Below are 16,101 nucleotides of genomic sequence, written 5' to 3' on the forward strand. Positions count from 1 at the left end.
CGATCGGGCTTGGGGAAGCAATCATGATCAAATTGACACGACGGACGCTGCTCGTCGGCACGTCGGCGCTTGTGGCCGCCGGTACGGTTTCGTTCCGCACCCTCGCCGCTTCGCGCACTTACCATGCGCTGCTGGTTGCCTGCACCGACTATCCCAATCTGCCGCAGAAGAACTGGCTGATCGGTCCCAAGAACGATGCCGGCCTGGTCCGCGACTATCTCCTGAAGAACACGCCCGATCCGGTGAAATTCTCGGCCGAGAACGTGACCTTGCTCGCCAAGGACGTCGAAGGCGCCAACGGCCCGCCGACGCATGCGGCGATCAAGGCCGCCCTTGCCGATCTCGCCGGCAAGGTGCAACGCGACGATTTCGTCTATCTGCATTTGTCGGGCCACGGCGCCCAGCAGCCGCAAGCCAAGGCCGGCGACGAGACAGATGGCCTCGACGAGATTTTCCTGCCCTCCGACATCGACAAATGGATCAACCGCGAGGAAGGCGTGCCGAACGCGCTGGTCGACAACGAGGTCGGCGCCGCACTCGACGCCATCCGCGACAAGGGCGCCTTTGTCTGGGCCGTGTTCGATTGCTGCCATTCCGGCACTGCAACGCGTGCCGCGGAAGTCGACGACGAATTGGAGCGCAAGGTCGAATTCGCCGATCTGGTCGGCGGCGACGATGCGGCCAGGGCTGCAGCCGTGAAGGCCTATGATGACATCACGGCCAGCGCATCGCGCGGTTTCGACGAGAACGGCGGCCGCAAGCCGGCCTTCAACCTGACGCCGACCGGCGCCGAGCCGATCGCCAGGGGCAAGCTGGTTGCCTTCTATGCCGCGCAGACGGTCGAAACGACGCCGGAAATGCCGCTGCCCAAGGGTACGCCCGACGCGCCGCGCTTCGGTCTGTTCACCTTCACCATCCTGTCGAAGCTGGCCGAGAACCCCAACGTGACCTATCGCCAGCTCGGCCAGGCCGTGCTGCAGCAATATTCGGCCGACGGCCGCACAAGGCCGACGCCCTTGTTCGAGGGCGAGCTCGATGCCCGCGTGTTCGGCACCGACAAGACCGACGCCGTGATGCAATGGCCGATCGCCGTCAAGGATGGCGATGTCGCGATCGGCGCAGGGCTGCTGCAGGGGCTTACCCCCGGCAGCAAGCTCGCCATCCTGCCTTCGGCGCTGTCGAAACTGTCCGACGCGGTCGGTTATCTCGAAGTGCAATCGGCCAGGAACCTGGAGAGCAACCTCAAGCCGGTCGAATTCGACGGCAAGCCGGCGCTTGCGCCGACGGCGGTACCCGCCGGCGCCTATGCACGCGTTGCCGAACTTGCCGTCGACTACAAGCTGCTGGTGGCAAAGCCGGCGCCGACCGCGGGGCTCGAAAAGGAAACCGAACTCGTCGATTCGGTTCTGGATGAACTGGCGGCGAAGCGCAATTCCGGCTTCCACATCGCGCTGGTCGAACCCGGCAAGAGCGCCGATCTGCGTCTGGCGGTGCTGCGCGAAAAGTCCATTGCCGGCGCCGCCGCCGACGCCAGCGACGAGCCGGCGCTATGGTTCCTGCCGGCATCGGGCGACATCACCCTGAAGGACGGCAGCAAACCGCCGCGCATCGTCATCCATCAGGATGGCCGCGACAAGCTCGCCGAAAACACCGCCAAGAACCTGACCACGATCTTCCGCGCCACCGGCCTATCGCGGCTCGCCGCTGCTTCCGACTACCGGCCGGACGAAGTCAGCGTCCAGTTCCTGATCAAGCGCCAGGACAGCGGCGCGAAGGAGCCGATCGAATCGTCGACCGTGCCGCGCGTTTCGCCGGGCGACCAGGTGCACATTGCGGCCAGGAACCAGTCCGACGAGTTCGTCGACATCAACGTGCTCTATATCGGCAGCGACTATTCGATCACTCACATCGTCTCCGAGCGGCTGGCGCCGATCAACCAGCAGGCAGACCAGGGCCTGAAGGAAGGACTGCTTGCCTTCACCGACACCAGCTTCGGCATGGAGCGGATGATTGCCGTGCTGACCGAGGCGCCGCCGCAGAGCGAAAAAGAGGATCTGAGTTTCCTTGCCCAGGACGGCGTCCGTGCCGTGACGCGGGCTGCCTCGGGGACGCCGGGCTTCTCAGACATGCTCGCCGACATCGGCATGGCGCCGGCGACGCGCTCGGTGATGCGGCTTGCCGACAAGAGCGGTCCGAAGGGCGCGGTGATGATCTTCCCGATGGAGACGGTGCCGCGCGCCTGAGCTGCAACGGACCGACATCCTTTGTCGGCTCTTGCGCCAAGGCCGTGATATATGAACATTTCCCGGTTCGAAGCGCCTCGATGTGCCGAAGCGGAACGCAACAGATGAGGACATCAGTGACTATCCCCGTGCTTTCCTGGCGTGCAGCGATCACCGGCCTTGCCGCCGGCTTGTTGCTGGTTGCCAGTGCCTCGGCGGACGAAACCTGCGGCTTGTGCGTCAAGCAGGTCGTCACCAATTCCGAGCTCGCCACCTGCTTTCTCGACCAGTACGACCAGATCGCCAAGACCGGCAGCACGGCCGTCGTCGTCGATCTCTCCAGCTGCGCCTCGCGCGGCGTGGTCGAGCCCTTGCCGTCACCCAACAAGGCGGCTGTCGAACCGGACGTGCAGTTCATGATTTCGCGCACGCAGCTCGATTGCCTGAAAAAGAAACTGGAGGCGCCCGGCATCGTGCTCGATCCCTCCGCCACCATCCAACTGGACAACTGCGGATGAAAAAGCCGGGGGGCACTGCAACACAAAAACGGCCGGCCCTGCCGGTGCCGGCATCGAACAAGAAGCCGGAGACCTTGCCGGAAACCACCGAAGGTTTTCCGTGGCCGAGCAGCCACGAGATCAAGAAGGAATCCAACCCGTTCACCGACCGCGACTGGCGCATGCTGGCCTATGCCTGGTCGGGCCTTGCCGTGCGGCTGGCGATCATCTTCACCCTCGCCTTCTCGGTCTTCCAGTTTCTGGCAAACCAGGAACAGAAGCGCGTTGAGCAGACGATGTCGCTGGTCGAGCTCTGGGAAAGCAAGGATTTTCAGCAGGCACAACGCGCGCTCAAGGAGCGGCTGGCGGCGCTCAACGCCAAATATGACAATCTGCTCAGCGCCACGCCGTCGCCAACCGAGGAACAGGTGTTCCGGCAACGCATCGGCATCGAGGCAATGACGGCCGGGGGCGGCACCATGCCGATCGCCGATTTCAACGATAATTTCGACCGCATCGTCTATTTCCTCAACCGTCTTTCCATCTGCGTCGAGGGCAAGCTCTGCTCGCGCGATGTTGCCGACGCCTATTTCCGCGACTATGCCGTGTCGTTCTGGAGCTACTTTGCCGGCTACATAGAGAAGGAACGCAAGACCGGTTCCGCGAACTATGCCCAGGCGATCGAGAACTATGTACGCCACGGCTCGCCTCCCGCTGACTCCAAATAGCGGCGCAACGAAGGTGCCGAGCAGCTCTTATCCCTTGCATGCTTTCCGGTGGCTGATCGTGGTCGGTCTTCTGGCGCTGGCGTCGACCGCGCGTGCCGAAGACCTCGATTTCCATCTCGATCTCAACACCGGCGGTCACAGTGCGAGGGTGACCGACCTTGCCTTCACGCCGGACGGCCAGGAACTGGTCTCGTCGTCGGACGACAAGACCATCCGCATCTGGGACTGGCAGAGTGGGGTGACGCTGCGCACCATTCGCGGCTATCTCGGTAACGGCAATGACGGCAAGATCTTTGCGATCGCCGTGTCGCCGGACGGCAAGACCATCGCCGCCGGCGGCTATTTCGGCGCCGGCATCGGCGACAAGCCGCCTTATGGCGATGTCAGGCTGTTCGATTTCGCCACCGGCAAGATCAAGGCCGTGCTCAAGGCCGCCGACTACGCGATCTATGATGTCGCCTTCGCGCCGGACGGAAACATGCTGGCTGCCGGCGGTGGCGATGGCTTCGTCTATCTGTGGCGGGCGGACGACAAATCCGCATCCGGCTGGACGCTGGCCGCAAAACTCGATGCCGATTCCTGGCGTGTCGAGAAGCTCGCCTTCGCCGCTGCGGGAACGCGGCTGGCGGCGACGACCACCGACAACGGCATCCGTCTCTGGGACGTCGCCAAGGGCGAGGAAATCGCTTTGCCCGACGAAGCCGAACCGCTGCGCGACGTCAGCGTCGCCGCCCTCGCTGTCTCACTGGATGGCAGCCTCTTCGCCACCGGCAGCAAGGACGGTGACGTCCAGATCTGGCAGGCCAGCGACGGCAAGTTCGTCCGTTCCATGCCGAAGCAGGATTTCCAGATCGGCGCGCTGAGCTTCGCTACCGGCTGGCGGCTTGTGGCGTCGTGCAGCTATCGTTGCGCCGACAAGTATCGCTCGGTGATCTGGAATACCGACAGTGGCGAGCAGGTGCTCGACTATAGCGGCCATGACGGCACGGTCTTTGCCAGCGCCAGCAATGCCGACGGTTCGCTGGTGGCGACCGCCGGCGGCACCCGCAACGCCATCCAGCTCTGGAACCCCGCGACAGGCGAGCGCAAGGCACTGCTGCAAGGGGTCGGCGAACCGGTGACTTCTGTCGGCATCGATGCGGCGAGCAGCTCCATCGCCTGGGGCAATGCCAACCCCTGCCCCGAACGCGTGTCCTGTCCCGAGCTTCAGGGCACGCTGGACAAGACGCTGGCCCTGCCGACGGCCGAGCGGTTCTTCGAGGACCCGGAAGCGTTGTTGGAACAGGGCACCTTTGCCCGCGCCGCATTGGCCGACGGTCAGTGGTCGCTTCGCGCCGTCCCCGGCGGCAAGGACGGCCTGGAAAATGCCGTGCTCGAAATCTCGAGCGGCGGCAAGGTGGTGCACAGCATCGAGAACGCTGCCACCAACGGTTTCGTCCATTCGGCCTATACGTTGATCGACAACGGCCTTGGCCTGATCACCGGCGGCAGCGACGGCACGCTGCTGGAGTACAAGACCGCGACCGCCGCGGTCTCAGGCGAATTCACCGGCCACACCGGCGAGATCAACGCCATGGCCGCCACCGAGAAGGAAGGACTGCTGATCACCGGCAGCGCCGACCAGACCTTGCGGCTGTGGAACCTGAAGACGCACAGGCTGATCGTCTCGATGTTTTTTGCCGGCTCCGAATGGATCGTCTGGATGCCGCAGGGCTACTATTATTCCTCCGCCGACGGCGACAAATTGATCGGCTGGCAGGTCAATCAGGGCCGCGATATTGAGGGACGTTTCATCAGCGCCGGCCAGTTGAAGAAATACCTTTGGAGCCCGGAAATGGTGCGCCGGGCCATTGTCCTGCGCAGCGCCGAACAGGCGGTCCAGGAAATGCGGCCCGGCGTCGACCGCGAGTTGGAAAAGCTGCTTTCGCGCAAGCCGCCGGAATTCGGCATCAAGCTAGCTGACGACCAGAGCAATGTCCGCGAGGGCTATGTCGCCGTCGAGATCACAGGTGCGCAGGAAGCCGGCGCTGATGTCGCAGGCTTTTCGATCCTGTCGAACAGCCGCAATGTCGGCGATGTCACCGCGCGCTCGGCCGATGGCGGCAAGAGCACCATCGTTGAGGTGCCGGTCGAGAATGGCGAAAACACCATCCGCATCACCGGCACCAATGAATTCGGCTACTTGACTGAGCGCAGCGTCACAGCACTTGGCAGGAAAACCGAGAAGCCCGCCAACAAGGGCAAGCTCTACGTCGCCGTGATCGGCGTCGACAAATATCCTTTCCTCACCGACGCCTGCGCCGGCCGCGCCTGCGATCTGCGCTACCCCGTTGACGACGCGACGGAGTTCCTCAAGGTGATCTCGCAGAAATCGGCCCCATTGTTCTCGTCGATGGAGACGCTGATGCTGGTCAACCGCGAAGCACTGGAGGCGCCCGACGAGGACGTGTTCAAGGTCGCCAGCGCCGACAGCATCCTGGAGCCGGATTCCGACACCATTGATGACCAGCTCGCCGATTTCCTCGACAGACCCGGCGAGAACGACACCACCATCATTTTCGTCGCCGGCCACGGCATCAACATCGACGAGGACTATTATTTCATCCCCACCGATGGTCGCAAACAGGATGCCGAGCGCTGGAAGCGCTCCTCGCTGGTCGACTGGGGCGACATACAGAAATCGGTCGAACGGGCCAAAGGCATGCGCTTCATGCTGCTCGACACCTGCCATGCCGCCAACGCCTTCAATCCGCGCCTGGAAAAGGACGCGCAGGACGCGCGCATCGTCGTCTTCTCGGCCACCGCCGCCAACAGCACCGCCGCCGAACTGCCCGAGCTCGGCCATGGCGTCTTCACCTATTCGATCCTCGAAGGCCTGCGCGGCCGGGCCAAGACATCGGATGGCGGCGTGACGCTGTTCGGCCTCGCCGACTACATTTCGCGCGAAGTGGTGCGGCTGACCGCAGCGAAGCAGAAGCCGTTCTACTATGTCGGCGGCGTCGAAAACATTGTGCTTGCCGAGCCGTGAGAGTGAAGCGCCAGCGCCTGGGCACCCCCCTCTGCCCTGCCGGGCATCTCCCCCGCAGGGGGGGAGATCAGCTATCGCCTCAGGTTTCGCCAATCATCGACGTCTCAAAGGAAGGGCCGGCGACGAGGCGAGTAATCTCCCCCCTTGCGGGGGAGATGTCCGGCAGGACAGAGGGGGGTGCCTGGGCACGAACCTGCAATATCATTCTTGCAGTCATACTCCTTACGCTGTTCCCATTTGCCGCCTTCGCAGCCCCCATCACCTGCCCACCAGGCAACGCCAGCTTCCCCTCCTTCTACTCCGACCCCACCCTCTTCAACGACGCCATCTCTGCGGTCGCCAAAATTGACCCGTCCAACCAGCGCCTCACCGGCATCACCGTGCCGCATCATCTGCTGGCGGCCGATCTCGTCGCGCTCGGTTTCCATGCCGCGTCCGGCTTTCGCTACAAGCGCATCGTCATCCTGTCGCCGGACCATTTCCACAAGACGCAGAAACTCTTCGCCACCACGACACGCGGCTTCGACACTGTGCTTGGACCGGTCGTGGCCGACATGGCAGCGGTGCGTCTGCTGGAGGCGAACAGCGATATTGTCGAAGACTCCTGCCTGTTTGCCAAGGAGCATGGCGTGCAGGCCATGCTGCCCTTCCTGCACCATTATTTTCCTGAGGCCGAAATCGTGCCCGTTGCGATGTCGGTCAAAGCCAAGCGCGGTGATTGGGACCGGCTGGCAGAGGCGCTGAAGGCGATCGTCGACAAGGACACGCTGATCGTCGAATCCACCGATTTCTCGCACTATCTGCCTCAGCATAAGGCGCGGCGTTTCGACCAGCAGACGCTGAACATGCTCGCCGCCGGATCGCTCGACGGCATCGCGGCGCTGCATCAGCCGGATCATGCCGATTCGGTCGGCGCGCTTTACATCCAGACCAGGCTGCAGCGCGAACTGTTCGGCGCTGCGCCACTGGTCGTCGCCAACGAGAATTCGCAGGCGCATTCGAACGACTATGTCGAGCGCACCACCAGCTATGTCGTGGCCCTGTTCGGCGCCTTCGGCCCGAGTTTCAACAATCCGACCCGACCTGACGACAAGCTCTATTATTTCGCCGGCGACGTGAATTTCGGCCGCGCCATGAAGAAGATCCTGGTCCGCGACGGCGTTGCCGAGAAGATCGTCGAGAGCGTGCTGGCTCTGACCCGCTCGCGGCCGCTGATCGTCAACCTCGAAGGCGTCATCCTGCCCAACGTCCCGGAGGCGATTGACGACATGACGCTGGCCATGCCGACGGACCTCGCCATCGGCATGTTGAAGAAACTGCATGTCGCCGCCGTCAGCCTCGCCAACAATCATGCCTATGACCTCGGCCCGTCCGGCCATGCCGAGACTCTCGCCGCGCTCGATGCGGCCGGCATCGCCCATTTCGGCCAGGGCGAGACCGAGGCGCTTGCCGATCTCGACATCGTCGGTCTGACCGACATCGATACAAACGGCTCCAGCAACACCGACCTTTTGACGCCTGCATTGCTCGACCGGCTGCTGCACGACAATGCCGAGCGGCCGGTGGTCGCCTTTGTCCATTGGGGCCGCGAGTACAAGATCGAGCCGTCGCCGCGCGAGGAGATGCTCGCCGACCAGATGCGGCTGCGCGGTGTCACCGCAATAGTCGGCGGACATCCGCATGTGTCGAGCGAGGCGATCCTGCCGCTCGCCGGCGGCGATGTGGCGGAAATCTATTCGCTCGGCAATTTCCTGTTCGACCAAAAGGCCGAGCGATCGTCCGGGTCGATGCTGGAACTCAGGGTGTTCAGCCAGGGCACGATCTTTGCCCGGCTGATCCCGCTGCCCAATTATTTCGAGATGGGCTCCAAATAAAGCAATTCCAGGAAAAGTGTGAAGCGGTTTTCCGTCCGGAATTGCGTCACGGAGAGAGCTCAGCAGCCTTGCAGATCGGCCGGCAGATAGCAGGCCGCCGGCTTGGTCCTGGTTTCGAACAGAGACTGCTTCGGCTTGAAATAGAAGAATGTGGCGGGCTTGCTCTCGCGGGTGCTGCCGTCGGCGAAATGGGCGGCGATGCTGAAGCGATGGATCGACGACATCGACGACCACATTTTCAGCCGCGCCGTGTAGGCGCCGAGGTTCTTGTTGCCGCGCACCGGCATGGGGATGCTGTAATCGGTTTTGCCGATCGGAAATTCGATGTTCTGGTAGCGCAGCGCTTCGGGCGAAGCGCCGCCGCCATCCCCGCATTCGGCGAGCGATTCGGGAACCTCGATGCTGACCAGCGAAACGACGACGCGAAATGGCTCGCTCTGCTGGTAGACAACACCCTGATCGTCGGCCCAGGAATAATCGAGCTTGCCGATCCCGGTGACGCTCATCTTCTCGACGCTGCCGCTGATATAATCGGCAACATCGCCGAACTTGACCTTGTTGGCCACCTGGGCGCGGCAGACGTCAAGCGCGTCCGTCGACGGGCAAGTGAAGCGCTGGATCTCGAGCGTGGTCGTATCGACGCCGGCCTCGGCCAGCACATTCTTGACCGAGACGTCGACGCCGTCGCCGAAATTGCCGATGTCCTTCGTGAACATGCGGCTCGGCTCGCCGGTCACGTTGTCTTCCTCGTCGGTCCTCGTGAACTGGATCGACATCTTCATGTCCTTGACGTCGCCCCAGCCATTGTTGACGATCGAGAAATCGGGGCGGAATCCGACACAGCCATAGTGCTCGCTGATCGACAGCATTGGTTTGCGATAGGCTTCGCTGGAAGCAACCTTCATTTCCATGCTGTCAAGCTTGACCCGCGACTGATCGGTGGTCTTGAGGTCGACTTCGGCGAAGGCCGGCGCCTGCTCCCAATCCATGCCGTCATAGACATTGCCGGTACGAACCTGCCCGGTGCCGTTCCAGGCATCGTTGTATTCGTCCGACACTGGATAGATCGCTATGTCTTCGTCGCGCACCAGATGCTGGTACTGCATGTCGGCCTGCTGCGTCATGCGCTGGTCGACGGCAATGCCGATTTCGACCTTGTCTGCGGAGCCGCCGCCGGTTTGCGCCCTCAGCAGCCCGCCCACTCGGGCATCGGCCAGCACGTCGGGGCGCGCGCCGCCGATCTCCTTGCCCATCGCCCATTGCGACCAGTAGACGGTGCCGCCCGGCAGCCGGGTGCGGCCCTTGCCGTTCTTCAACCCGTCGGCAAATGAGCCGGCGAATATTTCGCCAGTCTTCGTCTCCAGCCGGCCCTCGCCATTTGGCACACCGGCCGTGAATTGCCCTTCATAGCGATTGCCGTCGGCGTCGATGTGGATGCCGTGGCCATCGAGCTGGCCGGCGACCCAATGGCCGTCGAGTATCTCGCCTGAGCGCAGTTCCAGTCGGCCCTGCCCATCGGGTCGGCCATTCCTGATCTCGCCGAAATAACTGGAATAGATGGTCTTGGGGTCATAGCTGGCGGAGCCGCGCACGCGCCAGACCAGCCTGCCCTTGCTGTTGACGGTGCCGTCGGCCGCGACCGTCCGGTCCGGAGACTGGCCGGCGGCCGGCTCCCAGACGAAGTCGAGACCGAGTTCCGGATGGAAATCCCAGACCCGCACGTTTTTGCGCAGCACCGAACGCGTATCGCTCTGGTAGAGGATTTGCACCCGCTCGGCCCATGCGCCATCAGGCGAGGCGCCACCTTGATCGGCCATAGCGGAAAAGCATGTCAGTGCGGCCAGCATGGATGCAGCCGCCATCGCCCTGACCCCGAAGATCATTCCTGCCCGCGCCATCGTTCCCAACCCCTTGGATCGCTTAGCGTAAGCGCCGCCGCAAAACTGTGCAAGGGAGCGATTTCGATACAAAAAACCGGCGACGGGAAGGTCCCGTCGCCGGTTTGGTATTGCCGGTTCTCGCCGCGGTTTGCCGGCGAAAGATCGGGTCTATTTGTACAGGCTATTGATCCACTGCACGTTGGCGGCGTTCAGGCGCACGGCGGTGTTGGCATTCGGGCTTTCAGCCACGTTTACGCCGGTGACGACGCGCTGCTTGGCGCCATTGTCATAGGCGTAGACCGAGCTGCCGCTCGACCCCGGATAGGTGTCGCAGTCGTATTGGAAATACTCCACGCCGATGTTTTCGGCGTGCACTTCGCAGGTCGCCTTCCACATCGTGCCCATCGGCTTGTCGCCGGGATACCCGACAATATTGGCGGTGAAATCGCCCAGGTTCTCATAGTTGGCATAACCCAGCCAGCCGAGATTGGTGCCGATATCCTGCTTCAGCGTGATGATGCCGAGGTCCCATGGAATGACCGAGCCGTAGTAGCCCTGATAATTGTCGATGAAGCCCTGCAGGATATAGACGCTCTCATAGGAGAAAGCGCCAAACGGTGCATCGTCTGCGGTGTTGCCGTTGAGCGACGGCACGAAGATGACGTCGTCGAGCCAGGCCTTGTCTTCATTGCTGTAGAGGCAATGCGCGGCGGTGAGCACCGTGCGCGGGCCGATCAAGGTCCCCGAGCAGCTGCCATAACCGCTCTTGGCTTTGCCTTCGATATAGCCGATCGCGGTGAACGGGTAGGTCTTGGTGTTCTTGATCTGCTCGCGGTCGTCTGCCCCGAACACCTGGCGGCCGGCTTCGTCGCCGCCCGTCAGCCCCGTCTTGTCGGCATTCGGTGCGTTGGCCGGCGCATTCAGTTCCTTGATGACAAGGTCCTTCAGCGTCTCGCCGGCATCGATCTTGATGTCCTTGCCATCGGCGGAACGGCCGACGATGCCATAGGATTTGACCGCCGTTGCCTCGTCGGTCAGCGGCGCTGCCCGGCTGGCTTCATCTTCGGTCAGCTTCGGCGGCGCGATCGGTTTTGCCCGGCCAGGCTGGTAGTCGCCCGTCCCGACATCGCGCATGCTTTCGCCGTTGCCGGCATTCGCGGAGCCGGGATCGGCGGCGAAGGCGGGCATCGCCCACAGTGCGGTGGATAGCAATGCGGACGCAATGATAGTGCTTGTCAGTTTTGTCATGGTGAGACTCTCCCAAAAGTCAGCAAGGAGTGGATCAAAATACAGAAATATTGTCGAGATCGTGGTGCCGTTAAAAAATCAGTTTGGTTACCCGCCCGTGTCAGATCATCATTCCGGCCGGCCTCGTTAAAGCCCCCCGCCAAACGCACCTGCGTCGATATACTGCCTAAAATAATCCAACATTGGCAATGACAAATCGCTTCCACGTAGCCCGTGGGGGGCTATAGGGTTTGGGTGGGCTCTGCCCGGCGGGGCACGATTAGCAAAAGTGGTGTTTCGGTTTTATGACCGCTCGCGCGCCGTTCGATATGGCGCAAGGTGCGAGCGGCGTACCGGTTCGCCCAGGCTGATTTTGCGCTAGCTTGGCATCGCCCGCCAATTTTCATCTCAGGAGGTTTCAAGGTGAACATTTTCCATCGGTTCAGGCCGCTCGCCGCTGCATCGCTGTTGGGCATCGCGGCTGCTTTTCCCGCCGTCAACGCGCTGCAGGCGGCCGACGCCGCCGCCAGGCCGGAAGCGGCGGTCTCGCCGATGCAACGCGTCGCCGAAGCTAGGGACAAGGCCAAGGCCGAGAACCCCGACGGCGCCGACCGCGTCTATGGCGGCAAGGAAGCCGACAAGGGCGCCTATCCATTCCAGGTCGCGCTGCTGACCACCGCCCGGCTGGATCCCAGCCCGGCCTCACAGCCGAACGCGCAATTCTGCGGCGGCAGCCTGATCGCGCCGCAATGGGTGCTGACGGCGGCGCACTGCCTCAACGACAAGGGCCGGCCGATTTCGCCCGAGACGGTGACCGTGCTAACCGGCGCCACCGATCTCACCGAAGGCAAGCGCTACAAGGTGGTCGAGGTCATCGTCAACGAGAACTACAGCGAACAGACACTGGACAATGATCTCGGCCTGCTCCGGCTGGCCGAGCCGGCTGACGCACCGGTCATCAAGATCACCAATGAGCCGACGCCTGACAGCGGCAAGACCACTGTGATCGGCTGGGGCAAGATGCAGGACGGGACTTTCCCGACCGCACTGATGGTCGCCGATCTCGATCTCGAGCCGAGCGCTGCCTGCAACAGCGGCATCAAGTCGATCTATGCACGCGACCTCAAGGCGGCGCTCAGCGACCTCTCGCACCGCATGCGTTATTCGGAAAAGGGCATCGATGCCGCTGCCAATGCGATTGCCGCCGACATGTCGGATCCGCTTACCAACAATATGATCTGCGCCGGCACCGACAGCGGCGAACGCGACGCCTGCAACGGCGACAGCGGCGGGCCGCTGTTCATGACCGGCGCCGACGGTCCGGTCCAGGTCGGCGTCGTCAGCTGGGGCGAAGGTCCGTCCGACGGCACCGCCGCCTGCGGCCACAAGAACGCCTACGGCATCTACACGCGGCTGGCCAACTACACCGGCTGGATCGAAGCCAAGATGAAGACCCCCGCTCCGGCCGCCGCGGCAGCGCCCAAGGCTGGTCTCGGCACCGCCAAGAAGCCCTGAGGCACGAACGGTTCATCGTCTCATGAAAATGCAAAACGGCGGGATCCTCCCGCCGTTTTGATTCGTATCGTTTGCCGGCTGTGCTTACTTCCTCGGCGGGCCTTTGCGCTCGGCCGACGCCGCCCACAGATTGATGTCGGACTCGCGCGCGTAAGTGTCGATCTCGGCGAGCTCGGCGTCGCTGAACTCGAGCACCTTGAGCGCACCGACGCAGTCCTCGACCTGTTCGGGCCGGCTGGCGCCGATCAGAGCCGAGGTCACCCGTCCCTTGCGCAGCACCCAGGCCAGCGCCATCTGCGCCAGCGTCTGGCCACGCTTGCCGGCGATCGCATTCAGCGCCTTGATGTTGGCGATGGTCTTGTCGTTGATGAAGGCGGGCCGCAACGACTTGCCTTGGGCAGCGCGGCTGCCCTCGGGAATGCCGCCGAGATATTTGTCGGTCAGCATGCCTTGCGCCAGCGGCGAGAACACGATCGAGCCGACGCCGAGCCCTTCCAGCGTATCGAGCAGCCCATCCTCTTCGACCCAGCGGTTGAGCATCGAATAGCTCGGCTGATGGATGATGCAGGGCGTCCCGAGCTGCTTCAATATGTCGGCCGCCTCGCGCGTGCGCTGCGAATTGTAGGACGAGATGCCGGCATAGAGCGCCTTGCCCGAACGCACCGCATGGTCGAGCGCGCCCATCGTTTCTTCCAGCGGCGTATCCGGGTCGAAGCGGTGCGAGTAGAAGATGTCGACATAGTCGAGCCCCATCCGCTTCAGGCTCTGGTCGAGGCTGGCCAGCACATATTTGCGGCTGCCCCATTCACCGTAGGGACCGGCCCACATCTCGTAACCCGCCTTGGTCGATATGATCAGCTCATCTCGATAACCGGCGAAGTCGTTGCGAAGGATGTCGCCAAAGGCGGTTTCCGCCGAGCCCGGCGGCGGGCCGTAATTGTTGGCGAGATCGAAATGGGTGATGCCGAGATCGAAGGCCTTGCGCGCAATCGCCTGCTTGGTCTTGTGCGGCGTGTCGTTGCCGAAATTGTGCCACAGGCCGAGCGAGATCGCCGGCAGCTTCAGGCCGGATCGCCCGCACCTGTTATAGACCATTTTCTCATAGCGGTTTTCAGCCGGCTGCCAGCGCATGGGTACATATCCTGGATTGAATGGGTGTCGGCGCGAGCGCGCCGACACCCTTCTACCTCATTTCTTCTTCGCCAACAGCCCTTTTGCGTCCTTGACGCCGAGTGCAGCCGGCCGCTCGCAGGTGGTCTGCATGGCGACGAACTTGCCGGTCTCGCCCGACCGCAACAGCCCGGTCATGACGTCGACCGCATGCAGTGCCAGTTCCATCGAGCAGCGGTGCAGCCGGCCCTCGGCGATTGCCAGCGCCATGTCGGCAAGGCCTGCGGTGCGGTAATTGGCCATCATGCCCTGCCCGTGCATTTCGTTCGGCACGCCGAACGGATGCTTCCATTTCGGCAGTTTCTTCACCGGCTTGGTAGCCTCGGTGATGCGCACGTCGCCGCCGAAGAAATTCGGATCCGGCACATAGACCGTTCCCGCCTCGCCATAGAGTTCCATCGGCGCATGACCGTGGGCCCAAACGTCCCAGCTGGTGTTGAGCGTAATCACCGCGCCATTTTCGAACTCGAGCAGACCGTGGATGGTCGTCGGCGTATTGACCGGGATCTTTTCTCCCGCACGCGGCTTTGAGCTGATGGTGCGTTCCTTGGCAGGGGTCGTCGCAACGGCCGCCACCTGTTTTACCGGGCCGATCAACTGGATCAGGTTGGTGATGTAATACGGTCCGATGTCGAGCACCGGACCCGCACCCGGCTGGAAGAAGAAATCCGGATTGGGGTGCCAGTGCTCCATGCCGTGACCCATGACGTGGCAGGTGCCGCTGGTGATCCTGCCCAGCGTGCCATTGTCGATGAGGTTGCGCACCAGCTGGTGCGCGCCGCCGAGGAAAGTGTCCGGGGCCGAGCCGATGCGCAGCCCCTTCTTCTCGGCGCGGCTCTTCAGGTCGAGCCCTTCCTTGATCGACAGCACGAACGGCTTTTCCGAATAGACATGCTTGCCGGCGTCGAGGATCTGCTTGGACACGTCGTAGTGCACGGCGGGGATGGTCAGGTTGACGATGATGTCGATCTCGTCGTCCTTGAGCAGTTCGTCGACAGTCTCGGCGCGCAGCTTGAACTCTTTCGCCCGTGCCTTCGCCGCGTCCATGTTGATGTCGGCGCAAGCGCGCATCTCGATGCCGCGAAACAGCGGCGCCAGCGAGAAATACGCTTTCGAGATGTTGCCGCAGCCGATGACGCCGATACCCAGTTTCTTTGCCATGATGATGTTCCTAGTAAGCCTTGACGGAAGCGAGCGAGCGGCTGGCGAAGCGCTCGATGTCGTTGGGGTTGTCCTGTTCCATGACGTAATATTTGGCCGCGCTCTTGGCGCGCAGTGTCTTGATCAGGCCGGCCCAGTCAATGGTGCCGTGGCCGACATCCGACCAACCATCCTCGTCAAGCCCTTCGCCTGCTTTGGCCATGTCCTTGACATGGACGGCGCTGATGCGCTTGCCGTGCTTCTCGATCCACGGCAACGGATCGACGCCGCCGCGGATCACCCAGGCGACATCCATCTCCCAGCCAATGTCGGGCGCGGCCGACAGAATATGATCCTGCGGCACCGAGCCGTCGGCGAGTTTCTTGAACTCGAAATCATGGTTGTGCCAGGCGAAACCGTAACCGGCCTTTTTTGCGGTTTCGCCGACCTTGGCAAGGCGCTCGCCAAAGCCGCGCCAGCCGGCGGCATCGGCCGGCCGCTGTTCGGCCATGAGATAGGGGCAGATGACCAGCGTGATGCCGAGCGCGTCGGCCGTTTTGCGCACGCCGTCGAAGTCGTTCTCCAGCGCATCGATCGAGAAATGCCCGGTCGGCATCGCAAGCCCGTTCTTGTCGAGCTCGGCGCGGAACGCCTTGGGGTCGTCATAGACGCCGCCGAAGCCTTCGACTTCCTTGTAGCCGACCTTGCCCAGCATTTTGAGGATGCCGTCCCAGGGCAGAAAATTACGGGCGCTGTAGAGTTGGAATGACCAGTTCATCGTCTTTATCCGTTTCTTGGGTGGTGGGTCTTGGGGGATCGT

The 16,101-nt window shown here is 62.8% G+C and carries 11 protein-coding genes; 6 read left to right on the plus strand and 5 right to left on the minus strand.

Annotated features, from left to right (window positions below):
- The first annotated feature begins 23 nt into the window (after positions 1-23).
- The 5 genes from AC1D1N_RS30245 (at position 24) to amrB (ending at position 8,349) form a co-directional block, all read left to right on the plus strand.
- Complete coding sequence (locus tag AC1D1N_RS30245; protein WP_477352907.1) at positions 24-2,243, plus strand: caspase family protein; 2,220 nt, start codon at positions 24-26, stop codon at positions 2,241-2,243.
- Between the two features lie 104 nt (positions 2,244-2,347).
- A complete protein-coding gene (locus AC1D1N_RS30250) occupies positions 2,348-2,740 on the plus strand; it encodes a hypothetical protein (RefSeq protein WP_477352909.1) in 393 nt (130 codons plus the stop codon).
- Positions 2,737-3,447: a DUF4760 domain-containing protein gene (locus AC1D1N_RS30255; RefSeq protein WP_192259194.1), complete on the plus strand. Its 711-nt coding sequence runs from the start codon at positions 2,737-2,739 to the stop codon at positions 3,445-3,447. The genes AC1D1N_RS30250 and AC1D1N_RS30255 overlap by 4 nt, the downstream gene beginning before the upstream one ends.
- A gap of 34 nt (positions 3,448-3,481) precedes the next feature.
- Positions 3,482-6,475, plus strand: coding sequence for a caspase family protein (locus AC1D1N_RS30260; protein ID WP_477352911.1), 2,994 nt, complete (start codon positions 3,482-3,484; stop codon positions 6,473-6,475).
- A gap of 155 nt (positions 6,476-6,630) precedes the next feature.
- The gene (gene amrB / locus AC1D1N_RS30265) at positions 6,631-8,349 is read left to right on the plus strand and encodes an AmmeMemoRadiSam system protein B (RefSeq protein ID WP_477352913.1); all 1,719 of its coding nucleotides are present in this window, start codon (positions 6,631-6,633) and stop codon (positions 8,347-8,349) included.
- A gap of 59 nt (positions 8,350-8,408) precedes the next feature.
- Here amrB and AC1D1N_RS30270 read toward each other — a convergent pair whose 3' ends face one another.
- Together AC1D1N_RS30270 and AC1D1N_RS30275 are read right to left on the minus strand one after the other, a co-directional pair.
- Positions 8,409-10,247: an MORN repeat-containing protein gene (locus AC1D1N_RS30270; protein ID WP_477352915.1), complete on the minus strand. Its 1,839-nt coding sequence runs from the start codon at positions 10,245-10,247 to the stop codon at positions 8,409-8,411.
- Positions 10,248-10,397: 150 nt separating this feature from the next.
- Positions 10,398-11,477: a trypsin-like serine peptidase gene (locus AC1D1N_RS30275; protein WP_436261412.1), complete on the minus strand. Its 1,080-nt coding sequence runs from the start codon at positions 11,475-11,477 to the stop codon at positions 10,398-10,400.
- A 402-nt stretch (positions 11,478-11,879) separates the two neighbouring features.
- Here AC1D1N_RS30275 and AC1D1N_RS30280 point away from each other — a divergent pair, with 402 nt between their 5' ends.
- Positions 11,880-12,971, plus strand: coding sequence for a S1 family serine peptidase (locus tag AC1D1N_RS30280; protein WP_112562766.1), 1,092 nt, complete (start codon positions 11,880-11,882; stop codon positions 12,969-12,971).
- Positions 12,972-13,055: 84 nt separating this feature from the next.
- Here the strand turns inward: AC1D1N_RS30280 and mgrA are convergent, their stop codons facing one another.
- The 3 genes from mgrA to AC1D1N_RS30295 are packed head-to-tail and all read right to left on the minus strand — an operon-like array spanning position 13,056 to position 16,059.
- Positions 13,056-14,102: an L-glyceraldehyde 3-phosphate reductase gene (mgrA, locus tag AC1D1N_RS30285; RefSeq protein WP_477352918.1), complete on the minus strand. Its 1,047-nt coding sequence runs from the start codon at positions 14,100-14,102 to the stop codon at positions 13,056-13,058.
- A 57-nt stretch (positions 14,103-14,159) separates the two neighbouring features.
- Positions 14,160-15,302, minus strand: a complete 1,143-nt coding sequence (locus AC1D1N_RS30290) for a Gfo/Idh/MocA family protein (RefSeq protein WP_477352920.1) — start codon at positions 15,300-15,302, stop codon at positions 14,160-14,162.
- Between the two features lie 10 nt (positions 15,303-15,312).
- Positions 15,313-16,059 (minus strand): sugar phosphate isomerase/epimerase family protein, encoded by a 747-nt coding sequence (locus AC1D1N_RS30295; RefSeq protein WP_352559706.1) that lies wholly within the window; start codon positions 16,057-16,059, stop codon positions 15,313-15,315.
- Between the last annotated feature and the right edge of the window lie 42 nt (positions 16,060-16,101).

This window comes from Mesorhizobium sp. P2_B5 (assembly GCF_056404775.1).